The sequence below is a fragment of the Agrococcus carbonis genome, assembly GCF_900104705.1.
GTDB lineage: Bacteria > Actinomycetota > Actinomycetes > Actinomycetales > Microbacteriaceae > Agrococcus > Agrococcus carbonis.
In genome coordinates, this window is the sequence record NZ_LT629734.1 from 2,324,344 (window position 1) to 2,345,011 (window position 20,668).

General features: G+C 75.4%; 18 protein-coding genes. 14 read left to right on the forward strand and 4 right to left on the reverse strand.

Annotated features, from left to right (window positions below; translation table 11 throughout):
* Positions 1-120 precede the first annotated feature (120 nt).
* From BLT67_RS11180 to cofC, 7 genes are all read left to right on the forward strand, one after another.
* Entirely contained in the window at positions 121-2,292 is a 2,172-nt protein-coding gene (locus tag BLT67_RS11180; protein ID WP_407922524.1) for an ATP-dependent DNA helicase RecG, read from the forward strand.
* A 160-nt stretch (positions 2,293-2,452) separates the two neighbouring features.
* Positions 2,453-2,935 (forward strand): pantetheine-phosphate adenylyltransferase, encoded by a 483-nt coding sequence (gene coaD, locus BLT67_RS11185; RefSeq protein WP_092667090.1) that lies wholly within the window; start codon positions 2,453-2,455, stop codon positions 2,933-2,935.
* Positions 2,932-3,750 carry a coenzyme F420-0:L-glutamate ligase gene (gene cofE / locus BLT67_RS11190; RefSeq protein ID WP_092667091.1) on the forward strand — a complete coding sequence of 273 codons (819 nt, stop codon included), beginning with the start codon at positions 2,932-2,934 and terminating at the stop codon, positions 3,748-3,750. Before coaD ends, cofE begins: the two co-directional genes overlap by 4 nt.
* Positions 3,747-4,772, forward strand: a complete 1,026-nt coding sequence (locus BLT67_RS11195; RefSeq protein ID WP_407922506.1) for an AAA family ATPase — start codon at positions 3,747-3,749, stop codon at positions 4,770-4,772. Before cofE ends, BLT67_RS11195 begins: the two co-directional genes overlap by 4 nt.
* On the forward strand, positions 4,772-5,980 hold the full coding sequence (locus BLT67_RS11200) for a DUF58 domain-containing protein (RefSeq protein WP_092667092.1): 1,209 nt from the start codon (positions 4,772-4,774) through the stop codon (positions 5,978-5,980). Before BLT67_RS11195 ends, BLT67_RS11200 begins: the two co-directional genes overlap by 1 nt.
* Before the next feature lie 104 nt (positions 5,981-6,084).
* Entirely contained in the window at positions 6,085-8,241 is a 2,157-nt protein-coding gene (locus BLT67_RS11205; protein ID WP_157674341.1) for a DUF3488 and transglutaminase-like domain-containing protein, read from the forward strand.
* A 58-nt stretch (positions 8,242-8,299) separates the two neighbouring features.
* A complete protein-coding gene (cofC, locus tag BLT67_RS11210) occupies positions 8,300-8,905 on the forward strand; it encodes a 2-phospho-L-lactate guanylyltransferase (protein ID WP_092667094.1) in 606 nt (201 codons plus the stop codon).
* Between the two features lie 389 nt (positions 8,906-9,294).
* On the opposite strand, the gene cofD is transcribed toward cofC, so the two are convergent.
* The 4 genes from cofD to BLT67_RS11230 all read right to left on the reverse strand — a co-directional run bounded on the left by cofD (position 9,295) and on the right by BLT67_RS11230 (position 13,384).
* On the reverse strand, positions 9,295-10,251 hold the full coding sequence (cofD, locus tag BLT67_RS11215) for a 2-phospho-L-lactate transferase (protein ID WP_092667095.1): 957 nt from the start codon (positions 10,249-10,251) through the stop codon (positions 9,295-9,297).
* Positions 10,252-10,276: 25 nt separating this feature from the next.
* Positions 10,277-11,140, reverse strand: a complete 864-nt coding sequence (locus tag BLT67_RS11220) for an ABC transporter ATP-binding protein (protein WP_092667096.1) — start codon at positions 11,138-11,140, stop codon at positions 10,277-10,279.
* The gene (locus BLT67_RS11225; RefSeq protein WP_269456965.1) at positions 11,137-12,189 is read right to left on the reverse strand and encodes an iron chelate uptake ABC transporter family permease subunit; all 1,053 of its coding nucleotides are present in this window, start codon (positions 12,187-12,189) and stop codon (positions 11,137-11,139) included. The genes BLT67_RS11220 and BLT67_RS11225 overlap by 4 nt, the downstream gene beginning before the upstream one ends.
* Before the next feature lie 196 nt (positions 12,190-12,385).
* Entirely contained in the window at positions 12,386-13,384 is a 999-nt protein-coding gene (locus BLT67_RS11230; RefSeq protein ID WP_092667097.1) for an ABC transporter substrate-binding protein, read from the reverse strand.
* Positions 13,385-13,578: 194 nt separating this feature from the next.
* Between BLT67_RS11230 and BLT67_RS11235 the strand changes: the two genes are divergently transcribed.
* The 7 genes from BLT67_RS11235 (at position 13,579) to BLT67_RS11265 (ending at position 20,609) form a co-directional block, all read left to right on the forward strand.
* Positions 13,579-14,427 carry a nitrilase-related carbon-nitrogen hydrolase gene (locus tag BLT67_RS11235; RefSeq protein ID WP_092667098.1) on the forward strand — a complete coding sequence of 283 codons (849 nt, stop codon included), beginning with the start codon at positions 13,579-13,581 and terminating at the stop codon, positions 14,425-14,427.
* 9 nt (positions 14,428-14,436) lie between these two features.
* Positions 14,437-15,873 carry a dihydropyrimidinase gene (hydA, locus tag BLT67_RS11240; protein ID WP_092667099.1) on the forward strand — a complete coding sequence of 479 codons (1,437 nt, stop codon included), beginning with the start codon at positions 14,437-14,439 and terminating at the stop codon, positions 15,871-15,873.
* A 4-nt stretch (positions 15,874-15,877) separates the two neighbouring features.
* Positions 15,878-16,930, forward strand: a complete 1,053-nt coding sequence (locus BLT67_RS11245; protein WP_092667100.1) for a TIGR03842 family LLM class F420-dependent oxidoreductase — start codon at positions 15,878-15,880, stop codon at positions 16,928-16,930.
* Positions 16,931-17,200: 270 nt separating this feature from the next.
* On the forward strand, positions 17,201-18,517 hold the full coding sequence (locus BLT67_RS11250; RefSeq protein WP_231945483.1) for an aspartate aminotransferase family protein: 1,317 nt from the start codon (positions 17,201-17,203) through the stop codon (positions 18,515-18,517).
* A 41-nt stretch (positions 18,518-18,558) separates the two neighbouring features.
* Positions 18,559-19,269: a Type 1 glutamine amidotransferase-like domain-containing protein gene (locus BLT67_RS11255; protein WP_092667101.1), complete on the forward strand. Its 711-nt coding sequence runs from the start codon at positions 18,559-18,561 to the stop codon at positions 19,267-19,269.
* Complete coding sequence (locus tag BLT67_RS11260) at positions 19,266-19,997, forward strand: uracil-DNA glycosylase (protein WP_092667102.1); 732 nt, start codon at positions 19,266-19,268, stop codon at positions 19,995-19,997. Before BLT67_RS11255 ends, BLT67_RS11260 begins: the two co-directional genes overlap by 4 nt.
* A gap of 189 nt (positions 19,998-20,186) precedes the next feature.
* Positions 20,187-20,609, forward strand: coding sequence for a hypothetical protein (locus tag BLT67_RS11265; protein ID WP_092667103.1), 423 nt, complete (start codon positions 20,187-20,189; stop codon positions 20,607-20,609).
* Positions 20,610-20,668 lie beyond the last annotated feature (59 nt).

Sequence of the window (20,668 nt, forward strand, 5' to 3'; positions counted from 1 at the left end):
CCTCCACAGCGCGGGCCCGGATGCGCCGCGCGCGTCGGCCGCGCCGCATACGCTGGGCGGGTGGCGAAGCAGGAGCCGAGCGGCGGGGCCGCATCGCGGGGCGCGGCGCCCGGCGGCGCCGTGCCGAGCGGGTTCGACCGCCCCCTCGAGCGCGTGCTCGGGAAGGCGGCCGCGGGCAAGCTCGAGCGCGCCTTCGGGATGACGACGCTCCGCGACCTCGCGTGGCATCTGCCGCGGCGCTACGCGAAGCGCGGCGAGCTCACCGACCTCGCGAGCCTCGTGCCGGGCGAGCACGTGACGGTCGTCGCGAAGGTGCGCTCGGTCGAGACGCGCCAGCTGCAGCGCGACGCGAAGGGCCGTCGCCGCTCGCTCACGACCATCACGATCACCGACGGCACGTCGAGCCTCGACCTGGCGTTCTTCAACCAGGAGTTCCGCGGCACGCAGCTGCACCAGGGCGTCACGGCGCTCTTCTCCGGCACCGTCGGCGTCTACAAGGGCAAGCGGCAGCTCGCCCACCCCGACCTCGAGCTCTTCGACGAGGCCGAGGGCATCGACGCCGAGGAGTGGGCGAACCAGCCGGTGCCGATCTACCCGGCGACCGCGAGCCTCGCGACGACGAAGATCCAGGCGCTCGTGGCGCAGGTGCTCGACGCGCTCGGCGACGTGCCCGATCCCGTGCCCGAGACGATCCGGCGCGAGCACGGGCTCCTGCCGCTCGCGGACGCGCTGCGCTCCGCCCACCAGCCGAAGACCGAGCAGGAGGCCTACCGCGCGCGCCACACGCTCGCGTGGCACGAGGCGTTCCTGCTGCAGACCTACCTGCTCGCGACGCGCGCGTGGTTCGACACCCTGCCCACCCAGCCGCGGCATCCGGGAGCCCTGCTCGAGCGCTTCGACGCCGCCCTCCCGTGGCAGCTCACCGACGACCAGCGCGCCGCCGGCGCGGCGATCGCCGCGGATCTCGCGAGCGGCACCGCGATGCACCGGCTCGTGCAGGGCGAGGTGGGCTCGGGCAAGACGGTGGTCGCGACGCGCGCGATGCTCACCGTCGCCGAGTCGGGCGGGCAGGCGGCGCTCCTCGCGCCGACCGAGGTGCTCGCCGTGCAGCACCTGCGCTCCATCACCCGCTCGCTCGGCCCCGATCTCGCCGCCGAGGTGCAGCCGACCCTGCTCACCGGCCAGATGCCGGCCGCCGACCGCCGCCGCGCCATGCTGCGCATCGCCGCCGGCCAGGCGCGCATCGTCGTCGGCACGCACGCGCTCCTGAGCGAGAAGACGTCGTTCGCCGAGCTCGCGCTCGTCGTCATCGACGAGCAGCACCGCTTCGGCGTCGCCCAGCGCGAGGCGCTGCGGGCGAAGGGCATCCACCCGCACACGCTCGTCCTCACCGCGACGCCCATCCCGCGCACGATCGCGATGACCGCGTTCGGCGACCTCGACGTCTCCACGATCCGCTCGCTCCCGGCGGGCCGCAGCCCCATCCAGACCTTCGTGGTCGACCGCGCCGCGCATCCGCAGCGCTTCGGGCGAGTCTGGCAGCGCATGCACGAGGAGGTCGAGGCGGGCCGCCAGGCGTTCGTCGTCTGCCCGGCGATCGCGCCCGGGCGGCTCGAGGGCATCGACCCGCGCGGCGACGAGGCGGCGGATGCGTCGGCCGACGCCGCAGAGGCCGCCCCCGTCGACGACGTCGAGACGACGCTCGCCCAGCTGCAGCGCGCCTCGGCCATCAGCGGGCACCGGATCGCGGCGCTCCACGGCGGCATGACGACCGACGAGAAGGATGCGGTGATGCGCGAGTTCCGCGACCGCCGCATCGACGTGCTCGTCGCGACGACGGTCATCGAGGTGGGCGTCGACGTGCCGAACGCGACGATGATGGTCGTGCTCTCCGCAGATCGCTTCGGCGTCTCCCAGCTGCACCAGTTGCGCGGGCGCGTGGGCCGCGGCGAGCACGCGGGCCTGTGCATGCTCGTGACCGCCGCGGACGAGCTCGGCGAGGCCCGAGCGCGGCTCGACGCGGTCGCCGGCACGCTCGACGGCTTCGCGCTCGCCGAGGTCGACCTCGAGCAGCGCGGCGAGGGCGACGTGCTCGGCGCCGCGCAGTCGGGCGTGCGCAGCGGCCTGCGGGTGCTGCGCGTCGCGCGCGACGGCGCGATCATCGACGCCGCCCGCGACGCCGCGGCCGCCGTCCTCGCCGAGGACCCGCTGCTCGAGCGGCACACGGCGCTGCGCCTCGCCGTCCACGGCCGCCTCGACCCCGACGCGCGCGCCGCCCTCGTCACCGCCTGACCCGCCTGCCCCGCCGCGCCTGCCCCGCCGTGCCCGCCCAGGACGCACCGCCCGCACCCCGCACTCCCACCGCGCCCAGCCCATCCGTCCGACCGCAGGAATCCTCGACTTCCCCCTCCCGTGGCCCAACCGCATCCCGCGCGTGACCTAGGCTGGAGGCATGCCTCGCATCGCCGTCGTGCCCGGTTCGTTCGACCCCGTCACCCTGGGGCACCTCGATGTCGTGGAGCGTGCCGCGAAGCTCTTCGACGAGGTGCACGTCGTCGTCACGCACAACCCCGACAAGCAGGCGTTCCTCCCGGTCGTCGAGCGCGAGCAGCTCATTGAGCGGGCGATCGAGGAGGCCCGGATCGAGGGCGAGATCCGCATCGCCAACTGGTCGATGGGCCTGCTCGTCGACTACTGCCAGCAGGTGGGCGCGCAGGTGCTCGTCAAGGGGATCCGCACGTCGACCGACCTCGCCTACGAGACCCCGATGTCCATCGTCAACCGCAACCTCGCGGGCGTCGAGACGATCTTCATGCTGCCCAACCCCGAGAACGCGCACGTCTCGTCGAGCCTCGTGCGCCAGGTGTCCGAGCTCGGCGGCGACGTGAGCCCCTACGTGCCGCGCGCCGTCGCCACCTTCCTGCAGCAGCGATGACCGAGCGCGAGCGCGGCGAGGCGGAGCGCGGTCCCGACCTCGAGCTCCGCGCGGTGCGCGGGATGGGCGAGATCCGGCCGGGCGACGACCTGCCTGCGCTCATCGGCGATGCGCTCGCCCCGCTCGGGCCCGCCGAGGGCGACATCGTGGTCGTGACGAGCAAGATCATCTCGAAGGCCGAGGGCCGCATCCGCCCCGCAGCCGAGCGCGAGCAGGCGATCGACGACGAATCGGTGCGCCTCGTCGCGAGCCGCGAGCACCCGGGCGGCGTCACGCGCATCGTCGAGCACCGCACCGGGCTCGTGCTCGCCGCGGCCGGCGTCGACGCGTCGAACACCGACGAGGGCACGATCCTGCTGCTGCCCGAGGACTCGGATGCGTCGGCTCGCGCGATCGCCGCCGCGCTGCGGTCGCGCTTCGGGGTCGCCGTCGGCGTGGTCGTGAGCGACACCCTCGGGCGCGCGTGGCGGGTCGGGCAGACGGATGCGGCGATCGGCGCAGCGGGCGTGCGCGTGCTCGAGCCGCTCGCGGGCCAGGTCGACGCGAGCGGGCGGCCGCTCACGGTGACGGCGCCGGCGATCGCCGACGAGATCGCCGCGGCCGCCGACCTCGTCGCGGGCAAGGCCACCGGCGTGCCGGTCGTGCTCGTGCGCGGACTCGCGCGGCACGTGACGGGGCTCGACGAGCCCGGGGCGCGGCGGCTCGTGCGCCCCGCCGCCGACGACATGTTCCGGCAGGGCGCCGACGAGGCATACCGCGCAGGGCTCGAGGCCGGCCGCCGCGAGGCGATGGCGACGACGGGGAGCGGCACGTGAGCGACGACGCAGGACGCCCGGCGGCGAGGTCGGGCGAGGGGCGGGCAGCCGTCGCGGGCCCGCAGCCGATGCTCGACCTCGCGCCGGAGCTCCCGGCGACGGCGGGCGAGCGGATCGAGCGTGCGGTCGCGAGCGTCATCGCCGGCAAGCGCGAGGAGATCCGCACGGTGCTCACGGTGCTGCTCGCCGAGGGGCACGTGCTGCTCGAGGATGTGCCGGGCGTCGGCAAGACGCAGCTCGCCCGCGCCTTCGCCGCGGCCGTCGGCGGCACCGTGCGCCGCATCCAGTGCACCCCCGACCTGCTGCCGAGCGACATCACCGGCATGTCGATGCTCGACCAGCGCTCGGGCGAGCTGCGCTTCCAGCCGGGCCCGGTGTTCGCCAACATCGTCATCGCCGACGAGATCAACCGCGCGAGCCCCAAGACGCAGGCGGCGCTGCTCGAGTGCATGGCCGAGGGGCAGGTGACCGTCGACGGCGTCACGCACGTGCTGCCGAAGCCGTTCCTCGTCGTCGCGACGCAGAACCCCATCGACATGGAGGGCACCTACGCGCTGCCCGAGGCGCAGCGCGACCGCTTCATGGCTCGGCTCGAGCTCGGCTACCCCGACGAGGACGCCGAGCACGCGATGGTGTCGGCGCGCGAGACGGCACAGCCGCTCGACTCGGTGACCGCGGTGACGACGCAGGAGCAGTTCCAGGCCGAGATCGACGCCGCGCACGCGGTGCGCGCGCACGAGCTCGTCGAGCGCTACGCCGTGCGGCTCGCCCGCGCGACCCGCGCCCACCCCGACGTGCGGCTCGGCGCGAGCCCGCGCGCGACGCTGCAGCTCGTGCGCGCGGCGAAGGCGCACGCGCACCTGAGCGGCCGCGACTGGCTCTCGCCCGACGACGTGCGCGCGCTCGCCGTGCACGTGCTGCCGCACCACCTCGTGATGCACGACCCGCACGCGCGCTACCAGGACGCGCGCGACGTGGTCTCTCAGGCGCTCGCCCAGACGGTCGCCCCCGTCATGCGCTGATGGCCGGCGATCGCGGGCGCGCGCGGCGCAGGGGCGCCGCGGGAGCCCCGCGCGGCGCCGGCGCTCGCGAGCGCCTGCGGGTGCGGCCGACCGCGCGCGGTGTCGCCCTCGTGCTCGTCGGCGCGGCGCTCGCGGTGGGCGCCTACTGGGAGCGGCAGATCGTGCTGCTCGTGCCCGCGGCGCTGTGCCTCGCGGTGGTCGTGCTGGGCGTGTGGTGGGCCGCCGGCGCCGTCGGCCAGGTGCGGCTGCGGGTGCCGGGCGTCATCGCCGAGGGCGAGGATGCGTGGCTCAGCATCGCGAGCGAGCGCCCGCAGGCGGGCGCTCGGTGGGAGACGTGGGGGCCGGGGCCCGAGCGCTACCTGCTGCTCGAGGGCGAGCTCGACGACGAGGGCCGCGCGGAGCTGCCGCTCGGCGACCATCCGCGGGGGCGGTGGCGGCTCGCGCCGGTCGCGATCACGGCGTTCGACCCCTTCCGGGTGGCGCGCAGCGCCCGCACGATCGACCCGGGCGCGAGCCTCGTCGTGGGGCCCGAGATCGTGACGATCCCGCCGACGGCGCTGCGCTCCGACCGCGAGCAGGGGCGCGTCGCGCAGTCGCGCACCGCCGACGACGTCGACGCGATGGTGCGCGAGTGGCGGCACGGCGACCCGCAGCGGCGCGTGCACTGGCGCCAGACCGCCAAGCGCGGCTACCTCATGGTGCGGCAGGAGGCGAACCCTGCGAGCGATGACGACATCGTCGTGGTCGACACGGCCGGCGCCGCCGACCTCGACCGCGACGCACACGACCGCCTCGCGCGAGCCGCGTGCTCGATCGTGCGCGCACTCGCCGGCGGGGACCGGCGCGTCGTCGTGCGCGAGACCGGCGAGCCGTCGATCGCCGCCGCCGACTGGCGCGACCGGGCGGCGGCGCTCGCGGCCTTCGCGTCGATGGAGGCGGTGGCGCCGGTGGAGGAGGGTGAGGGCACCCGCGAGCCCGGCGATGAGCACAGGTCGCGGGAGAGGTCGGAAAGGACCTCTCCTCTCAACGCCACCGCGCACGTCGTCGCGCTCGAGGAGGCCGCACCCGAGACCTGGCGCCTCGCGCCCGGCTCCACCCTGTGGCTCGTGGCGCGTGCCGACGCGCCGCCGCGCAGCAGCGCATCCGCCTCGCGCGTGCGCGTCCAGCGCTGGATCGACCACCGCGGTCCCGTGCGGGAGCTCGTGTGAGCGGCGTGACGGAGCAGCGGCGCTCGACCGGTCCGGCGCCCGCGGCCCCCGCATCCGACCCTGCGCCCCGGCGGGAGCCTCGCCTCCGCGCGCGCGGCGCGGGCGTGGTCGAGACGCTCGCGCTCGCGGCGCTGCCGGTCGCGTGGCTGTGGTCGGCGATCACGGTGCTCGGCGAGGCGTGGCTGTGGCCGGTGGCCGGCGCCGTCGGCTCGATGGCGGTCGCGGCGGCGCTCGTGCGGCAGGCGGGCGCGCCGGTGTTCGGCTCCGCAGCGGCGGCGATCGTGGGGTTCGGATGGGTGACCGCGCTCACGGCTCCCGAGGAGGCGCTGCTCGGCGTCGTGCCGACGCCGGAGTCGTTCCCGGTGTCGATGCAGGTGCTGAGCGACGGGGTGCTCGCGATCGCGTGGGCGCCGTCGACGCCGATCGACGCGCGCGGCGCGGTGCTCGCGGCCGTCGTGGCCGCAGCCGTCATGATCGCGGCGATCGTCGACCTCATGGCGCACGCGCTGCGGCTGCCGGCCGTCGCGGTGGCGTTCGCGGCCGTGCCGCTGCTGCTGCCGATCGCCTTCCGCATCGACGTGCCGTGGTGGCACGCGCTGCCCGGCGTCGTCGCCACGGCGTGCGTGCTCGCGGCGCCCGCGCTCGATGAGCGGCTGCTCGCGCGCCGCGGGTGGCTCGCGCCCATCGCGCTCGTCGGCGCCGCCGCGGTGCTCGCGGCCGCGGTGCCGCTCATCGCCCCGGCGCCCCGCGACGTCGACTGGGACCTGCCGACGCTCGACGAGGTCTTCACCCCCGCGACGCCCGTCCTCAGCACCGAGATCGACCTGGGCGACGAGCTGCGCCGGCCCGCCGACCGGCCGGTGTTCACCTACTCGACCGCCGACGGGCAGCCGATGCCGACGCGCCTCATGACGCTGCCGCAGGCGGGGGAGTCGGGCTTCGAGGCCGTGACGCCGCAAGCCGGCAGCCCCGGGGCGCTCGTCGAGGGGGCGGCGAGCGTCGAGGCGACGCAGATGACGGTGCGGATGGGCGCCGTGCAGGCCGAGAGCCTGCCGATGCCCGAGCGCGCGCTCGGTGCGCGCGTGCCCGAGGGATCGAGCTGGGACGACGCGAACGACGCGCTGCGGCTGAGCGCCGACATCGACACGCAGGGCCTCGAGTACACCGCCTCGGGGACCCGGTCGCCGCCGCTCGTGGCGCTGCCGGCCGCGGGCGCCTCGAGCGGCCACGATGCCGAGCGCGCGCTGCCCGAGGCCGCGGCCGCGATCGCGGCGCGGGGCGCGGCGCTCGTCGACGACGGCATGAGCGCCACCCAGCGCGTGCTCGCCGTGCACGGGGCGATGACGAGCGGCCTCTGGAACTACTCCGAGGAGCTCGACCTGCCCGGCTTCGGCGGCTCGGGCGGCGGCGACGGCTGGGCGGCGCTCGAGGGCTTCCTCGAGACGCGCAGCGGCTACTGCGTGCACTACGCGAGCGCGACCGCCGCGCTGCTGCGCGGCGCGGGCGTGCCCTCGCGCGTCGTCGTCGGCTTCCTGCCCGGCTCCGAGATCTCGGGCGGCTGGGCGGTCTCGACCAACGAGATGCACGCGTGGGCCGAGGCCTGGCTCGACGACTTCGGATGGGTGCGCGTCGAGACGACGCCCGGCGCCGGCACGGGCGCCGCGAGCCCGACGGGCGATGTGCCGACCCGCAGCCCCGAGCCGCAGCCGACCGAGACCGAGGAGCCCGTCGAGAGCGAGGAGCCGAGCCCGTCGCCGACACCCTCGGCCACGGCGACCGCTCCGGCGCCCACCGCGTCAGCGACGCCCGCGCCCCAGGTGGAGCGCGGGCCGGCGATCGACCCGGCGCTCGTGCGCGGGATCCTCCTCGCGCTCGGCATCGCCCTGCTGCTCGCGCTGCCCGCGCTCGTGCGGCTCGCGCAGCGCCGGCTGCGCCTGCGCCGCGGTGCGCCGGGCGGCTGGCACGAGCTGCGCGCGACGCTCGCCGACCTCGGTACCAGGCTGCCCGCATCCGCGACGCCGGGCGCACTGCAGGCGGCGATCGCGGCGCGTGCGCCGGATGCGGCTGCCGCGGCCGACCGGGTGCGGCTCGCCGCGGAGCGCGCGGTGTTCGACGCGGGTCCGCGCGAGCCCGGCGTCGTCGACGACGACGTGCGGTCGGTGCGGCGGTCGCTCGCCGCGGCGTCGCCGCCGTGGCGACGCGCGATCGCGGTCATCCTGCCGCCGAGCCTGCTGGGCGTGGTGCGCCGGAGCGAGGATTGAGTGGTTCCTGAGCCGCGGCGGCCGATCGCGGCATCCGCGGGCGCTTAGGCTGGGCGGCATGCTGTGGTCGGTCGTGATCCCCGTGAAGGGCTCGATCGGCAAGTCGCGCCTTCGCGCGGGCGACGCCCGGGCCGCGCTCGCGGTCGCGTTCGCGCGCGACACGATCGCTGCGGCCCGAGCCGCCGCGTGCGTCGACCGCGTCGTCGTCGTCACCGCCGACCGCGACGTCGTGCGCGGGATCGCCGGCGTCGACCTCGTTCCGGACCCCGAGGCCGGCCTGCGCGGCGCGATCGCCGCCGGCACCGATGCGCTCGCGCCCGACGCCCCGGCCGCGGTCATGCTCGGCGACCTCCCCGCGCTGACGCCGGAGGCGCTCGAGGGCGCGCTGGCGCTCGCAGAGCAGCATCCGCGCTCGTACGTCGCCGACGCGCTCGCGACCGGCACGACCCTCCTCGCCGCGAGGCGAGCGGATGCGCTGCGACCGCACTTCGGCCCCGGCTCCGCCGAGCTGCACCAGCAGGCGGGGCACGTCGAGCTGCCCGTCGCGCCCGACTCGGGGCTGCGCGTCGACGTCGACGAGCTCGCCGACCTGCACCTCGCGATCGACCTCGGCGTCGGCCCGCACACGCAGGCGGTGCTGCGCGAGGCGTCCGCCGCCGCCTGAGGGCCCCGGGTCAAAGGGGGTCCCCTCCGCCCGCGGGGTTCGCCCACGCTCGCTGATCGAGTAGGGCCGCAGGAGCCGGCCGTCGTAGGTCGAGGAGCGCGCGCCGCAGGCGCACGCGTCACGAGACCGCCCGCGGGGTTCGCCCACGCTCGCTGATCGAGTAGGGCCGTAGGCCCGTATCGAGATCCCGGGTGTGTCGTCTCGATACGCCCTGCGGGCTACTCGACGACCGAGGGGAGTCCCCTCGCTGATCGAGTAGAGCCGCAGGAGGCCGCCGTAGGTCGACGAGCGCGCGCCGCAGGCGCACGCGTCACGAGACCGGAGGCAGCGGATAGCCGGCCCTGCGGCCTCGTGACGGCAGCGACGCTGCGCGTCGCGGACTCCTCGACCTACGGGCGCGCTGCGGCCGCGAGCGCGAGCGCCTCGCGCGCGACCTGCGCCGCCGGCCCGCCCGGCGTCAGCAGCAGCGGGCGCGCCTCCGCCGGCATGCCGAGCGCGCGGATCGCCTCGAGCGATCCCGCGTCCTCCTCGGCGACGAGCCAGCCGTCGAGCAGCCCGCCCGCCGACCGCGCGCCGTAGTGCGCGGCGACCGCAGCCGCATCCGGCTCGACCCCGATCACCTCGAGGCACGTGACGGCCATGCCGCGCACGACCCGACCGCCGATGATGGGGGAGACCCCGACGACGGGTGCCGCCGCCGTCTCGAGCGCGTCCCGCACGCCCGGGATGCCCACGATCGTTCCGATCGAGACGACCGGGTTCGACGGTGCGACGAGCACGACGTCGGCGTGGGCGATCGCCGCGTGCGCCGCGTCCGAGATGCGGGCGCGCTCGGCACCGTGCTGCACGAACCGGTGCGCGGGCGCCGTCGCGCGCGTGCGCACCCACCACTCCTCGAAGTGCAGGATGCCTTCGTCGGTCACGACGTGCGTCGGCACCTCGTCGTCGGTGACGGGCAGCAGCGTGACGCCGAGCGGCCAGCGCGCCGCGAGCCGCGCCGTCGCCTCGGTGAGCGTCGCCCCGTCGCGCAGCAGCGCCGTGCGCGCGAGGTGGGTGCCGAGGTCGAGGTCGCCGAGCGTGAACCACGGCCAGCCGACCCCGTAGGCGGCGAGCTCGCCCGCCACCCGCTCGCTCTCGCCCGCGCGGCCCCAGCCCCGCTCGGTGTCGCCGACGCCCGCGAGCGCGTACATGAGCGAGTCGAGATCGGGGCACACCTTCACGCCCGCGAGCCACATGTCGTCGCCGACGTTCGCGACCACGGTGATGTGCGCGTCGGGTGCGGCCTCCCGCAGCCCGAGCGCGAAGCGCGCCCCGCCGACGCCGCCGGCGAGCACGGTGATCCTCATGCGCCGTCCCTCCTCGCGCGCGCCCTCACGCGCCTCCTCCAGTGTCGAGCCTCCGGTACCGGATGGCGACCCCGTCGGCGTCGGCGTCGATCGACGCCTCCACGCCGTAGACCGAGCGGATGCGGTCGGACGTGAGCACCGCATCCGCACCGCCCTCGGCGATCACCCGCCCCCCGTCGACGAGCACGACCCGGTCGGCGTGGGTGGCGGCGAGCGCGAGGTCGTGCACGGTGAGCACGACGGGCCGGTCGGCGGCGATGCGCCGCACGAGCTCGAGCAGGTCGAGCTGCCACGCGACGTCGAGGTGGTTGGTGGGCTCGTCGAGCAGCAGCGCGCCGCCCTCGTCGGCGCCGGCCTGCTGCGCGAGGGCACGCGCGATGTGGACGCGCTGGAGCTCGCCGCCCGAGAGCTCGGCGAGGCGGCGCTCGGCGAGGGGCGCAGCGCCGGCGTCCTCGAGCGCCCGCTCGACGACGGCGTCGTCGCCGAGCGAGAAGCCGAGCATGCGGTGGTGGGGCGTGCGGCCGAGCCGCACGGCCTCGCGCGCGGTGAGCTGCGGCACCGCGTCGGCGAGCTGCTCGACGAGGGCGATCCGCCGCGCGCGCCGCCGGGCGGGCATCGTGTCGAGGCGCTCGCCGCCGAGCAGCACGCTGCCGCTGCGCTCGGCACGCTCGGGCAGCACGCCCGCGATCGCGCGCAGCATCGTCGACTTGCCGGCGCCGTTCGGGCCGACGAGCGCGGTGATGGCGCCGGCCGGGGCGCTCCAGCTCGCCTCGTCGACGATCGAGCGGCCGCGCACGGCGACCGAGAGCCCCCGCACCTGGAGGCCCGCGCCCGCCGCCGCGCTCGTGTGCCGACCGGCCCCGAGCACGCGCGCGTCCGCCCCGCTCACGTGCGCACCCGCCCGGTCAGCATGAGCGCCGCGAAGAGGGGCGCGCCGATGAGCGCCGTCACGATGCCCACCGGCAGCTCGCGCGGGTCGAACGCCGAGCGCGCCACGGTGTCGGCGAGCAGCAGCACGACGCCGCCCGCGAGCCCCGACGCCGGCAGCAGCAGCGCGTGCGACGCGCCCACGACGAGCCGCACCGCGTGCGGCACGACGAGCCCCACGAACCCGATCGCCCCCGACACCGACACGAGCACGCCCGTCACGAGCGCGCACGCGACGAGCAGCGCCCAGCGGGTGCGGCGCGCGTCGATGCCGAGCGCGCCCGCCGCGTCGTCGCCGAGCGCGAGCGCGTCGAGCATGCGGCCGCTCAGCAGCAGCGGCACGGTGAGCGCGGCGCCGACGAGGGCGATCGCCGCGCTCGGCCACGTGATCGCGGCGAGCGAGCCGAGCAGCCACGCGAGGATCTGCCGGAACGCGTCGCCCGACGCGCTCCAGAAGATGACGAGCGAGACGACGGCGGTGGCGGCGGATGCGACGACGACGCCCGCGAGCACGGTGCGGGTGGGCGTCGCCCCGCCCGCCGCGGCCGCGAGCCCGAGCGTCGCGAGCAGCGCGAGCAGCGCACCGGCGAAGGCCGCGACCGGCAGGAGCACCCCGAGCCCCGCGATGAGCACGAGCACGGCGCCGACCGACGCGCCCGAGGAGACGCCGAGTAGGTAGGGGTCGGCGAGCGGGTTGCGCACGAGCGCCTGCATGACGGCGCCGGCGATCGCGAGCCCCGCGCCCACCGCGACCGCGGCGAGCACGCGCGGCAGGCGCAGGTCGGCGACGATCGCGTCGTCGATGCGCCCGAGCGGCGTCTCGCCGATGCCGAGCCGGGCCGCGAGCGCGGCGAGCGCATCGCCGGGCGCGATGCCCGCGGCGCCGAAGCACACCGCGGCGAGCACGAGCGCGACGAGCAGCGCGCCGAGCGCCGGCAGCGCCCAGCGCCGCCGTCCGCGGCCGCGGCTCGGCACGCCGCGGGCAGACCCGTCGCTGACCACCGGACCCACGGCGGACGTCCCGGCGACCGGCGGCGCCGCCGCCGGGGCCTCATGCCCCGCAGAGCCCAGCGTGGTCACGACACGCCGCCCCTCGTCGGCTGGGGTGGTCACGACACGCCGTCCGTGCGACGCGGGCGCGGCGTGTCCTGACCACCCAACCGGCCGTCGGTTCGATCCGCGAGCTGCCGCCCTGTGGTGCCGCGCGTCACCCCAGCCCCATCTCCCGCGCGCCGTCGGCGACGAGCCGCGCGGCCGCGACCGACCCGACGCCCGCCTCGGCCATCGGGAACGGCACGACGACGAAGCGCTCCTCGCGCACGGCGGCGAGCTCCGCCGTCGCCGGGTTCGCCCGCAGCCGCTCGATCTTCGACTCGGCCGTGTGCCAAGGCGCGTCGACGAGCACGATGAGGTCGGGATCGCTCGCCGCGACCGCCTCCCACGACAGCGTCGTCCAGGTCTCGTCGACGCCCGCGGCGACGTTCGTGAGCCCGGCGGTCTCGAGCACGAGCTGCGGGGCGCCCGAGCCCGCGCCGACGTAGGGCGCGTCCTCGCCCGACGAGTACCAGAGGGCGGATGCGTCGGAGGCGACGGGCTCGATCGTCGCGAGATCCTGGCGCTGCTCCGCCGCGAGCGCGGCGCCCGCCTCCGGCACGCCGAGCGCCGACGCGGCGGCCCCGAACTCGTCGAGCAGCGCCTCCCACGTGAGCGGCGCGACGTCGGTCGACCAGCACGCGGCGGGCGAGACCCACGTCGTGATCCCGAGCGCCTCGAGCTGCGCGCGGTCGCCGACCGCCTCGGGGGCGAAGGCCGACTCCCACCCCGCCACCACGGCATCCGGCTCGAGCTCGAGCACCGATTCGCGCGAGGGCATGCCCTCGATCGCCGCGGCGTCGCTCGGCACGCCCGCCGGCGCGGGGCCGTCGAGGAACGCGGTCGCGACGAGCGCGTCGCCCAGGCCGAGCGCGACGACGAGCTCGGCGGCGGTCGACTTGATCGCGACGATGCGCTCTGCGGGCGCGGCCCTCGGCGTCACCGCGACGCCGCAGTCCTCGATCGTCGCGGCGGTCGGCGTCGCTCCGGGGTCGACGGGACCGGCGGCCGGTGCCGAGCAGCCGGCGAGGGCGACGGCGAGGCCGAGGGCGAGTGCGCTGGCGGCGAGGGAGGAGGCGCGGCGCGACGGGCGCGGGCGGCGGGGTGCGGGCATCGGTGTGGCTCCTGGGCAGGCTGACGCGATCGGTCGGATCGGGGTCGCGCGCGGAGGTGATGCCCGGCGCACCTCCGAGTGTAATCCCGCTCGAACCCGCCACGGGCATCCCGACCCCCTACCGCGCGGCGCGCGACTGGGGTTGACTGGGCGTCCGGCGACTGCCGGTCCGCGACGAGGAAGCCGAGGACAGCATGACGACAGTGCGCGCAGCCATCTCCCAGACCACCTGGACGGGCGACAAGGCATCGATGCTCGACCGCCACGAGGCGTTCCAACGGGAGGCGGCCGCGCAGGGCGCGCAGGTCATCTGCTTCCAGGAGCTCTTCTACGGCCCCTACTTCGGCATCACGCAGGATCAGAAGTACTACCGCTACGCCGAGCCCGCCGACGGTCCGATCGTGCAGCGCTTCGCGGCGCTCGCGAAGGAGCTCGGCATGGTGACGATCCTCCCGATCTACGAGGAGGAGCAGACGGGCGTGTACTACAACTCGGCCGTCGTCGTCGACGCGGACGGGTCGATCCTCGGCACCTACCGCAAGCACCACCTGCCGCACCTCGACCGGTTCTGGGAGAAGTTCTACTTCCGCCCGGGCAACCTCGGCTACCCGGTCTTCGACACCGCCGTCGGCAAGGTCGGCGTCTACATCTGCTACGACCGGCACTTCCCCGAGGGGTGGCGCGAGCTCGGCCTCGGCGGCGCCCACATGGTCTTCAACCCCAACGCCACGAAGCCCGGGCTGTCGAACCGGCTGTGGGAGATCGAGGGCCCGGCCGCGGCCGTCGCGAACGGCTACTTCGTGCTGCAGCCCAACCGCGTCGGCCGCGAGGACAACGAGTACGGCGAGCTCGCCGTCGACTTCTACGGCACGAGCCAGGTGATCGACCCGCGCGGCAACTTCGTGGGGGAGAAGGGCTCGAGCGAGCACGAGGAGCTGCTCGTGCGCGATCTCGACCTCGACCTCGTGCAGCAGATGCGCGACGACTGGCAGTTCTACCGGGATCGCCGCCCCGACTCGTACACCCGGATCGCGAAGCCGTAGGAGGCGACCATGGCGACCACACTCATCTCCGGCGGCACCGTCGTGAGCGCCACCGGCGCATCCGCCGCCGACGTGCTCATCGACGGCGAGACCATCCGCGCCGTGCTGCAGCCGGGCAGCGAGCTGCTCGGGGTCGACCTCGCGCGCTCGGTCGACCGGGTCGTGGACGCGACGGGCAAGTACGTGATCCCCGGCGGCATCGATGCCCACACGCACATGCAGATGCCCTTCGGCGGCACGGAGGCGAGCGACACGTTCGAGACCGGGACCCGGGCCGCGGCGTGGGGCGGCACGACGACGATCGTCGACTTCGTGGTGCAGACCGTCGGGCAGCGGGTCGAGGACACGCTCGCGGCGTGGCACGAGAAGGCGGCCGGCAACTGCGCGATCGACTACGGCTTCCACCAGATCATCGGCGAGGTGAACGACGCGTCGCTGACGGCCCTGCGGGGGCTCGAGGCGGAGGGCGTCACGAGCTACAAGCTCTTCATGGCCTACCCGGGCGTCTTCTACTCCGACGACGCGCAGATCCTGCGCGCCATGCAGGTCGGGGCCGAGACGGGCCTCATGACGATGATGCACGCCGAGAACGGGCCGGCGATCGACGTGCTCGTGCAGCAGCTCGTGGCCGAGGGCAAGACCGATCCGTACTTCCACGGCATCGCCCGCGCGTGGCAGATGGAGGAGGAGGCGACGCACCGCGCGATCATGCTCGCGCACCTCACGGGCGCGCCGCTCTACGTCGTGCACGTGAGCGCGAAGCAGGCGGTCGCGCAGCTCGCCGCCGCGCGCGACAAGGGCCAGAACGTCTTCGGCGAGACGTGCCCGCAGTACCTCTACCTCTCGCTCGAGGATCAGCTGGGCGCCTCGAGCGACGAGTGGGGCGCCTTCGAGGGCGCGAAGTACGTGTGCTCGACGCCGCTGCGCTCGAAGCACGAGCACCACCAGGACGAGCTGTGGACGGCGCTGGGCACCAACGACCTGCAGATGGTCTCGACCGATCACTGCCCCTTCTGCATGAAGGACCAGAAGGAGCTCGGCCGCGGCGACTTCTCCAAGATCCCCAACGGCATCGGCGGCGTCGAGCACCGCATGAACCTGCTCTACCAGGGGGTCGTCGACGGGCACCTGACGCTCGAGCGCTGGGTCGAGATCACCGCCACGACGCCCGCCCGCATGTTCGGCATGTACGGCAAGAAGGGCGTCATCCAGCCCGGCGCCGACGCCGACATCGTCGTCTACGACCCCGCCGGCCGCACGAAGCTCGGCATCGACGAGACGCACCACATGAACATGGACTACTCGGCGTGGGAGGGCTTCGAGATCGCCGGGCACGTCGACACGGTGCTGAGCCGCGGCCGCGTGATCGTCGATGCGGATGCGTACCTGGGCCGGGCCGGCGACGGCGCGTACGTGCGCCGCGGGCTCAGCCAGTACCTGCGGTGACCCGATGGACTTCGGCGCCGTCTTCCAGACCAACCCGCCCGCGAGCCGCGTGGTGCAGCTCGCGCAGCTCGCGGAGGTGCACGGCTTCAGCCACGTGTGGACGTTCGACTCGCACATCCTCTGGCAGGAGCCGTACGTCATCCTGTCGCAGGTGCTCGCCGCGACGCGGCGCGTGCACGTCGGCCCGTTCGTCACGAACCCTGCCACGCGCGACTGGGCGGTCACCGCATCCGCCTTCGCGACCCTCAACGACATGTTCGGCAACCGCACGATCTGCGGCATCGGCCGCGGCGACTCGGCCGTGCGGGTCGGCGGCGGCGAGCCGACGACGCTCGCGACGCTGCGCGAGGCGGTGCACGTCATCCGCGAGCTCGGCTCGTCGCGGGCGGTCGAGGTGGGCACCGCGGGAGGCGAGCCCGTCACGCTGCGGCTGCCGTGGTCGAACGGCTCCGAGCTGCCGGTGTGGATCGCCGCGTACGGGCCGCGCGCCCTGCAGCTCGCGGGCGAGGTGGGCGACGGCTTCATCCTGCAGCTCGCCGACGTCGACATCACCAAGTGGATGATCGACCACGTGCGCAGCGCCGCGAGCGACGCGGGCAGAGACCCGGACGCGGTGAAGATCTGCGTCGCCGCCCCCGCCTACGTCGGCGACGACCTCGCGCACCAGCGCGAGCAGTCCCGCTGGTTCGGCGGCATGGTCGGCAACCACGTCGCCGACATCGTCGCCCGCTACGGGAAGGCTGCGGGCACCGACGGCACGGCGGGCGCGATCCCCACCGACCTCGCCGACTACATCGCGAAGCGCGAGGGCTACGACTACAACACCCACGGCAAGGCCGAGAACGACCACGTCGACTTCGTGCCGGATGCGATCGTCGACCGGTTCTGCGTGCTCGGCACCGCCGACGACCACATCGAGAAGCTCACGCGGCTGCGCGAGCTCGGCGTCGACCAGTTCGCCGCCTACGTCATGCACGACGACAAGGAGGAGACGCTGCGCCAGTACGGCGAGCGCATCATCCCTGCGCTGCGAGAGCACGCGCGCGCCCGCAGCTGAGCCCCGCCGGCCCCCGCATCCGCCCCTTCCGCCGGTCGAGGAGCGCCCGGCCTCTGGCCGGACGCGTCACGAGACCCCCGCCCCCCCCGCATCCGCCCCTCTCGCCGGTCGAGGAGCGCCCGGCCCCTGGCCGGACGCGTCACGCCCGGCCCCTGGCCGGACGCGTCACGCCCGGCCCCTGGCCGGACGCGTCACGAGACCCCGCTTGCCCCCGCATCCGCCCCGCTTCGGTACGGTGGCCCCAGACCCCCACCCCGCGAGGAGGACCCCTTGACGCTGCACGACCTCGACCCCGCCGACGGCGACCGCGCGCGAGCGCTCGACGCGCACATCCTGCACTCGTGGTCGAAGCACGGCACGACCAATCCGTTCACCGTCGCGCGCGGCGAGGGCGTGCGGCTGTGGGATCACGACGGCCGCGAGTACCTCGACTTCTCGAGCCAGCTCGTCAACACCAACATCGGCCACTCGCACCCCAAGGTCGTCGAGGCCATCCAGCGGCAGGCGGCCGAGCTCGCGACCGTCGCGCCCGCCACCACGAACCTCGTGCGCGGCGAGGCGGCCGAGCGCATCCTGTCGAAGATCGACGACATGGCCGCCGTGTTCTTCACGAACGGCGGGGCGGATGCGGTGGAGAACGCCATCCGCATGGCCCGCGTGCACACGGGGCGCACGAAGGTGCTGACGCACTACCGCTCGTACCACGGCAACACCGGCGCGGCGATCAACGCGACCGGCGACCACCGGCGGCTCGGCAACGAGTTCGCCACCGGCCACGTGCACTGCTTCGGGCCGTTCCTGTACCGCTCGGAGTTCTGGGCCGAGACCGAGGAGCAGGAGGCCGAGCGCGCCCTGCAGCACGCGCGGCGCGTGATCGAGGCCGAGGGGCCGTCGACGTTCGCGGCGATCATGGTCGAGGCGGTGCCCGGCACCGCCGGCATCCTGCCGCCGCCGCCCGGCTACCTGCAGGGGCTGCGCGAGCTGGCCGACCGGCACGGCATCGTGTTGATCCTCGACGAGGTGATGGCCGGCTTCGGGCGCACCGGCCACTGGTTCGCGCACCAGCACGACGGCGTGCGCCCCGACCTCGTCACCTTCGCGAAGGGCGTCAACTCCGGCTACGTGCCGGTCGGCGGCGTCATCCTGAGCGACGAGATCCTCGGCACCTTCCGCGAGCGAGCCATCCCCGGCGGCCTCACCTACGCCGGCCACCCGCTCGCCGCGGCCTCGATCGTCGCCGCGATCGACGCGATGACCGACGAGGGCATCGTCGAGCACGCCGCACACCTGGGCGAGGACATCCTCGGGCCGGGCCTGCGCGAGCTCGCCGAGCGGCACGAGATCATCGGCGAGGTGCGCGGCCGCGGCTGCTTCTGGGCGCTCGACCTCGTGACCGACCGTGCCACGCGCGAGCCGGTCGACGCATCCGTCGTCGCGGGCCTCAAGGGCAAGCTGCTCGAGCGCGGCTACGTGCCGTTCACGGCTGACAACCGCATCCACGTCGTGCCGCCGCTCGTCATCTCAGACGACGACGCGCGCCGCGGGCTCGAGATCCTCGACGAGGTGCTGGGGGCGCACGCCGCCTGACGGCGCCCACGCGCCCAGCCGCACCTGCCAGACTGGCCCGCATGAGCATCCACCTGCTGGGCGGCGGCTGGGCCGAGGACGAGTCGGGCTGGACCGGCCGCTTCGTGGACGAGGCGCGGGAGCGCGCGGGCGGGCCGCCCGTCATCGCGGTCGTGCTGTGGGCCGAGGACGCCGACGAGGGCGAGGCGTGGCACGACGACTACCGCGACGACCTCGGGAAGGTCGGCGCGGGGGAGGTGCGCGTCGTGCAGCTGACGGCGGAGCGCACGCTCGTGCCGACCGACCTCGGCGGCGCCGACGGCATCTTCGTCGGCGGTGGGCTCACCCCCGGCTACCACGCGGCGATCATGCCCGCGGCCGACACGATCCGCGGCCTCGTCGCCTCGGGCGTGCCCTACGCCGGCTACTCGGCGGGCGCGATGATCTCCGGCGACGTGGCGCTGCTGGGCGGCTGGCGCATCGGCGGCGTGCCGGTCGTCGCCGAGCGCAACGGCGAGGGGCTCGACGACGTCACGCTCGACGCGGGCCTCGGCCTCGTCGACCTCGTCGTCGACGTGCACTGCGCGCAGTACGGCAACCTCTCGCGAGCGGTCGCGATCGTGCACGCGGGCCTGGCCGAGCGCGTCGTCGCGATCGACGAGAACACGTCCCTCATCGTCGGCCCTGGCGGCCTCGAGGTCGCGGGGCTCGGGAGCGTCTGGACGGCGGATCGCGACGGCGAGCGCGTGAGCGTCGGGGTGCTCGCGGCATGACGGCGCGCCCGCTCGCCGAGCTCGTCGACGCGGGGTGGGCGGACGCGCTGGCGCCCGTCGAGCACGTCGTGCACGACCTGGGCGAGCGGTTGCGTGCCGAGGCCGCGGCGGGGCGCCCGTTCCTGCCCACCGGCGACGCGGTGCTGCGCGCCTTCCGGCAGCCGATGGATGCGGTGCGCGTGCTCGTCGTGGGGCAGGATCCCTACCCGACGCCCGGCCACTCGGTCGGGCTCGCGTTCGCCGTCGAGCGGCACGTGCGGCCGCTGCCGCGCTCGCTCGCGAACATCTACCGCGAGCTGCACGACGACCTGGGCATCGAGCCCGCGCCGCACGGCGACCTCAGCGCGTGGGCCGAGCAGGGCGTGCTGCTGCTCAACCGGGTGCTGACGGTCGGCGCCGGGCAGACGGACTCGCATCGGGGCTGGGGCTGGGAGCAGGTGACGGAGGCGGCGATCCGCGCGCTCGTCGAGCGGCGGCGTCCCGACGGCTCGCCCGAGCCGCTCGTCGCGATCCTCTGGGGCGCGAAGGCGCAGACCCTCGCGCCGCTGCTCGGCGCGACCCCGATCATCGCGTCGCCCCACCCGTCGCCGCTCAGCGCCCGCCGCGGCTTCTTCGGCTCGCGGCCCTTCTCGCGGGCGAACGCCGCGCTCGAGGCGCAAGGCGCTGCGCCGATCGATTGGCGCATCCCGGCCGATATCCCCGCCGACATCCCGGCCGATCCCGCGTGAGGCCGACCCTCGCCGCGCCGGCAGCGACCGGCGACGCGCGAATCGCCGCTGAGCCATCCATCGGCCTTCGGCGTCCCCCAAGGCCCGCTGTGCGCACGCCGAGGGTTTCGTAACAGCGGTTGCGAATCGGAGGTGCGCCCGGCACGCTGGCGCCAGCGGAGGCAGAGGCCGCCGCAGGAAGGCCCCGCCATGACCGTCGCCCAGCACCGAGCGCCCATCGTCTACGCCGTCTCGACCCGCGCCGCCGTGTGGCTCGCCATCGCGGTCGGGCTCGTGAGCGGCATGTCCGCCGCGCTCGCGAGCGCGCCCGAGCAGCAGCGCGTCACCGCCGGCATCGCGCTCGGCCTCGCCCTCGGGCTGCCCGCCGCCGTCGCCGTCGTCCTCACCCGCCGCGCGGTCGAGCAGGGCGCGCATCCGCTGCGGGTCGCCGCGATGGCGCTCGCCGGCATCGTCGTAGCCGCAGCGCTGCTCTTCGGCCTCGTGCAGGTCGACGCCGGCATGGCGGCGATCGGCGCCCTGCTCGGCGTCACGACCGGCGTCGTGACCCTGCTCGCGGCCCTGTGGCTCGCCCACACGAGGCGGCGCGACGGCGCTTCCGCCAGGCGCCACTGAGGAGCAGGTGACGCGCGCCGCGGGAGCACCGCGGCGCGTCCGTCGGCGCCCGGTGGCAC